The organism is Paenibacillus rhizoryzae, assembly GCF_059686995.1.
The window spans coordinates 1-6,199 of record NZ_JCAALT010000027.1 but is presented as its reverse complement, the minus strand read 5'-3'; the positions used below and the strand labels follow the sequence as shown (position 1 = coordinate 6,199).

The 6,199-nt window shown below is 50.4% G+C and carries 2 protein-coding genes; both read left to right on the top strand.

Annotated features, from left to right (window positions below):
* A partial coding sequence (locus AC6ESO_RS30400) for an S-layer homology domain-containing protein (protein ID WP_497094611.1) occupies positions 1-461 on the top strand: 461 nt, incomplete at its 5' end.
* Between the two features lie 121 nt (positions 462-582).
* Positions 583-6,199: DUF4073 domain-containing protein (locus tag AC6ESO_RS30395; RefSeq protein WP_497094610.1), on the top strand; the 5,617-nt coding region annotated here is incomplete at its 3' end.

Below are 6,199 nucleotides of genomic sequence, written 5' to 3'. Positions count from 1 at the left end.
AAGGCGTTGAGGACAACCGCTTCGCACCGCAAGGACAAGTGACGCGTGCGGCCTTCATTACGATGCTGATCCAGGCACTGGATCTGCAAGCAACGGCGGCGGGTACAGAAAGAGGGTTCAGCGATGTGAAGCGCGGCCAGTGGTACTCGGATGCCATTGCAGCGGCGAAACAGCTGGGCATCGTAACCGGTAAGCAAGACGGAAGCTTCGGCGTGAATGACAGCATCACGCGCCAAGATATGGCGGTCATTCTCTACCGTGCGCTTCAACTGAAGAAACCGGAAGCGGGAGCGGCGTTCACGGATCAAGGCGCAATCTCGGCTTACGCGCAAGAAGCTGTGCTTGCGGTGCAAGAGGCAGGCTTGATGAACGGCCTTGGCAATGGCAGCTTTGCCCCTAAAGGCGAGACTACCAGAGCTCAAGCGGCTGTGACGATTTACCGGATTTTGAATGTGATCTAAGTAGTGGAAACCGTCAATACGTGAAAGGACGTATTGGCGGTTTTTAAAAACAACCTGCCAGTCACCTAATCCAATTGTTCGCCTATTACAACTCAATTAATAGATAGCGAGGTTATTGACCATGCTCATAAAAAAGAAGAAAATAGCAGTGATTTGCAGCGCAATGCTAGTTTGGGGTTCGGTAGCGAATCTGCCCTACGTCCAAACTGTCGGCACAGCCTCCGCTGCGACGGCGGTCACCTATACAGGGGCTGCGGCCGCGCCTGAACATAAACTGTCATTATGGTATCAGAAGCCTGCAGCAAATTGGGAAACGGAGGCGCTTCCGATTGGCAACGGTTATATGGGAGCCATGATCTATGGCGGCGTAGAACAGGAGCATATTCAGTTTAACGAGGAATCCCTTTGGACAGGCGGTCCCCGTTCGAAAGCAGGTAAAGGGAAAGATGGCAACAGACCCGGCGCAGCAAGCCATCTGGCCGATGTCCAAGCTAAATTAGCCGCTGGCGATGAAGCCGGCGCTAGATCTATTGCGGAGCAGTATCTGACCGGTACTTTGGATGACTATCCTGAGTTCGGGGGCTATCAGAGCTTTGGCGATATCTATCTGGATAACGTGCTGCCGCCATCCGTAACGGTAACGGATTACCGGCGCGAGCTTGATCTCGAGGACGGGATTGCGAGGGTAACCTATAAACAAGCCGGAGTAGAGTACAAGCGTGAATATTTCATGAGCTACCCCGATCATGTGATGGTTATGCGTCTTACCAGCAGCAAACCCAATATGTTGAATTTTATGCTGAGTATAACGAGCCCGCAAGTGCCGAATAAACCTACAATCGTGGCAGATGGAAATAGATTAACGATGAGCGGGCATTTGTATGATAACAATATGGCCTATGAATCGCAGCTGTTGGTTCAAAATGAGGATGGCATCGTTTCTCCGGGAATCGGGAAATTGACGGTGGCCAATGCGACTTCCGTAACGATCCTGATGTCCGCAGCAACTGACTACGTGAACCACTACCCTGATTATCAAGGGACTGACCCTCATCCGAAGGTATCGAACTATATTGCGGCTGCTTCCGCACATACCTATGAGCAGCTGCGCGCAACCCATATGGGAGACTACAAGTCGTTGTTTGGCCGCGTGTCCTTGAACCTGAATAACGAAACGGCTACGGTTCCTACAGATGTATTGCTCAACAATTATAAAGCAAAACGAAACAGTGCTCTTGAAGCTTTATTTTTCCAATATGGCAGATATCTGCTCCTCTCATCGTCCCGTCCGGGATCGCTTCCCGCGAACCTGCAAGGGAAATGGAATAATTCGCTGACGCCTCCATGGGGATCGGATTATCATGCGAATATCAATCTTGAAATGAACTATTGGCCTTCCGAGATTACGAATCTGCAAGAAACGGCGATTCCTTTAGTCGATTATTTAGATTCCTTGCGAGAACCTGGCAATGTGATGGCCAAAACCTACTATGGCATTACAGGTCCGGGCTGGACGGTGCATACGATCAGCAATATTTTCGGTTATGCCGCTCCCGGTTGGGATATCGGGACTTGGGGCTGGCATTCTGTTGGCGGTGCCTTCCTATCTCTGCAATTATGGGAGAAATACCAATTTACAGGAAACACTGATTATTTGCGAGACAAGCTTTATCCCATTATGAAAGAAGCGGCGGAGTTTTGGACGAAGACGCTGATTACGGACAAGGACGGGACATTGGTTTCCTCCCCGTCGTATTCGCCGGAGCATGGACCGCTTACAGTTGGAACTAACTACGAGCAAGAGCTTATTTGGCAGTTGTTTACGGACGTGATCCAGGCAAGCGAAGTGCTTGGAGAGGATTCGGATTTCCGCAACGAACTTATTGATAAACGCAGCAAATTATCTATGCCTAAGGTTGGGCAGTATGGCCAGCTTCAAGAGTGGAAAGAGGACATCGACGATCCGACCGATCAGCACCGCCATATTTCTCACCTGGTCGGCCTCTATCCGGGGAAGCTGATCAATCCGGTTACGACGCCTGATTTATTTCATGCTGCCAAAGTAACCCTCACGCAGCGCGGTGACGAATCAAACGGTTGGAGCAGGGCGAATAAGCTTAACTTGTGGGCGCGCGCCTTGGATGGCAACCATGCGATGACGATTCTCAAGGGACAGCTCGCCAGCAGCACGTACACCAATCTATTCGATATCTGTCCGCCTTTCCAAATTGACGGCAACTTCGGCGCAACCTCGGGCATTGCGGAGATGTTATTGCAGAGCCATACGGGGAGCATCGACATGCTGCCGGCTATTCCGGATGATTGGTACTCCGGTGAAGTGAAAGGACTTGTAGCGCGCGGGGCATTTACGGTTGATATGAAATGGAAAGGGAAGGTTTTAACCAATGCAGCTCTTGTTTCCTTGGAAGGGAATGTCGCGAAGGTTCGAAATGATATCTTCCTGCATCCGGAGAAATTGACGGTAACAAACGCAAATGACGGATCGGCTGTGAACTATACCGCTGAAGGCAATACAATCACTTTTGCTACGGAAGCCGGCGCAACGTACAATATCGCTTCTTCCTTAACGCCGCAGCCTGCACCCATTAATGCGGCTTCGTCTGTAACGGTGGATGACCGCGATTCTTCCATAACTTATAGCGGCAGCTGGGGCGAAGGCGGAGGATCTACCTATGCGGGAACGGAGAAATACAGCAAGACTGCTAACAACTACGCTCAATTTTCTTTTAACGGAAATGCGATTAAACTGATTTCATCCAAACAGAGCAACGCAGGCAAAATGGATATTTACATGGACGGAGTATTGGATGCGGCAGACATCGATTGCTACTCTGCTACCTCTCAAAAACAATTCGTCGTGTACGAGAAATCCGGTTTGTCGGTTGGTGAGCATACGATTAAAGTCGTCGTGAAAGGAACCAAGAATGCGTCGGCGTTAGATAGTTATATTCTGATCGATGCCTTCCAATACTCAACGCAAGTTCCTGCACCGGAGGTGACTGCGGATGATGTGAACAATGTGATCGTCAATGCGGATGATACGATGGAGTATTCCGTTGACGGCGGCGTGAACTATTCCAAGTTTGACCCTGCAAATATGCCGACATTTCCAGGCGAGATGACGGTACAATTGCGTATCGCCTCGAATTCGGTCAATGCAGCCAGCCAATCGACGACGCTTACTTTTACGAATAGCGCTCCATCATTTCTCAAACTTCCGGCACTTAAAGGGAAGGCGGGAGACGCGCTGACTACAGTAGTAGGCGCACTGGATGCGGATGGAGACTCGGTTGCGTTTAGCTCGCCGGACTTGCCTGCAGGCGCTGCGCTGAATCCATCAACCGGTCAATTTACATGGACGCCCGCGGCGAATGGCAATTATGCGATTACCATTCAAGCGAAGGATGCCAAGTTGGCCAGCAGTACCGTTTTATATGTCTATGTCACGAATCAAGCGGTTGCGGTTACGCCAATTAAGCTTGATGAACGCGACAGCGCGCTTGTCTACAGCTCAGGCTGGAGTAATAATTCAGATGCCGGAGATTACAAAGGAACCGAGAAATACAACAATATCCCGGGCAGTTACGTACAACTAACCTTTATCGGGAATGAAGTGAAATTTATTGCTGCAAAGCAGTCGAATACAGGGAAATTCGATGTCTATCTGGACGGCGTGCTGGATGAGGAGGATATCGACAGTTATTCGCCAACGACGATCAAACAACAGGCGCTCTATCAGAAATCAGGTTTACCCAACGGTACACATACGTTGAAGATCGTAGTAAAAGGAACGAAGAATGCTGCGGCAAACAACGCTTACATTCTGGCGGATGCATTCGAATATACGCCTGCCGTTGCGGCGCCGCAGGTCACGGCAGATGATGTGAACAATGTCATTATCGGCGCTGATGAGTCCATGGAATACGCAGTGGATGGAGGAGCATACGCGAGCTATGAAGCGGATCAAAGACCGATGTTCAAAGGGGCGAAGTCAGTCGCTGTGCGAACGGCGGCGAATGCGTTCAACCCCGCAGGTCTTGAGACTGCGCTGACGTTTACGAATGGCGCTCCAATACTTAATCCGATAAGTGCCGTTCATGCCAATGTCGGCGATGAGGCAGCTGTAACGGTCATCGCTAACGATCTGGATGGCGATGCGTTTACATTCCGTTCGCCGGACTTGCCTTCAGGGGCAACGTTAGATGCACATACCGGGGCATTGCGTCTGAGACCGCTTGCGGCAGGGAACTATTCGGTGACCATCATCGCAACGGATAGCAACGGAAATTCATCTCAACTTACGGTTATGATTGAAGCGACATTAGGGTCCAATCGCAATCCGGTTATTACGGATCTGGCGCCTATTCAGGCAAGAACAGGAGATCATGTAACCTTTGCTGTAACAACCAGTGATGCAGACGGTGAAGCGGTTGTTTACAGTGTAATCGGTCTGCCGACAGGTTCGACATTCGATACCGAGCATGGCGCTTTTGATTGGCCGGAGGCTGCAGAGGGGGATTATACCATCACGGTTTCGGCGACTGATGCTCGCGGCGGTTCTGATCAATCGTCAGTCTTGCTGCGTGTAAGTACTAATCAGGAGCCGGTTATTCAAGCCATTCCGGCTGTTAACGTGAATGCGAAGGACACCATTTCGCTGGTCGTGGAAGCGACAGATGCGGATGGGGATGAAGTATCGTTCAGCTCTGACAATCTCCCGGCCGGAGCGATATTAAATGCGGCAACGGGCGCGTTCATTTGGCCTCAAGCCGTGGCAGGTAATTATTCGGTCCACATCACGGCATCGGATAGCAAGCTAAGCAGTACGGCTACGCTATCCATTCAAGTTTCACTGAAATCCCGTATAATTCCGCCAATTACGGTTGATGACCTCGAACCTGACGTCAGCTTCGTAGGATCCTGGACATCCAGTGGAGATAGCCGCGATTACGCCGGCACCGAGAAATACAGTTCAGCAGCGAATGCTTATGCAGAATTCACGTTTACCGGCAATTCTATTAAAGTCATCGGAGGCAAACAGTATAACTTAGGTAAGGCTGATATCTTTATTGATGGCACGCTTGCTCAAGCTGATGTAGATACCTATTCCAGCGGATCGATCAGACAGCAGGTTCTCTATCAAAATAACGCCTTGGCTGATGGTCAACATACCATTAAGGTCGTAGTTAAAGGTACGAAGAACGCCTCATCGACCGGGACCTTCATCATGTTGGATGCTTTCGAATATACGGTACAAACGCCGGAAATCGGTGTATCCGCGGATGACCAGCATAATGTGATCGTCGGTGCGGACAACACAATGGAATATTCGCTTGATGGCGTAACCTATACGAGCTATGATGCTGCGAATATCCCCGTCTTCACAGGCAATAAATCTGTTTCGGTCAGAGTTGCCGCTACGGACGAATACATGGCAGGTGCGGCCAAAACGTTACTTTTCTCCAATAGCGCTCCTATCATTGAAGCAGTAGGGCCGATCGTTTTAGATGCAGGCCAAACGGCTGCCTTTACGGCGGTTGCCAGCGATGCGGATGCTGACGCTGTCGTATGGAGCGCTGAAGGTCTTCCTGCAGGAGCGACATTAAATGCAGAGACAGGCGAATTCCAATGGACGAACGCAGCAGCGGGCGATTACGTTGTGACTGTGCAAGCAACGGACGGCACGGCTACCGTTACCCGTGATGTTGCCATTCACG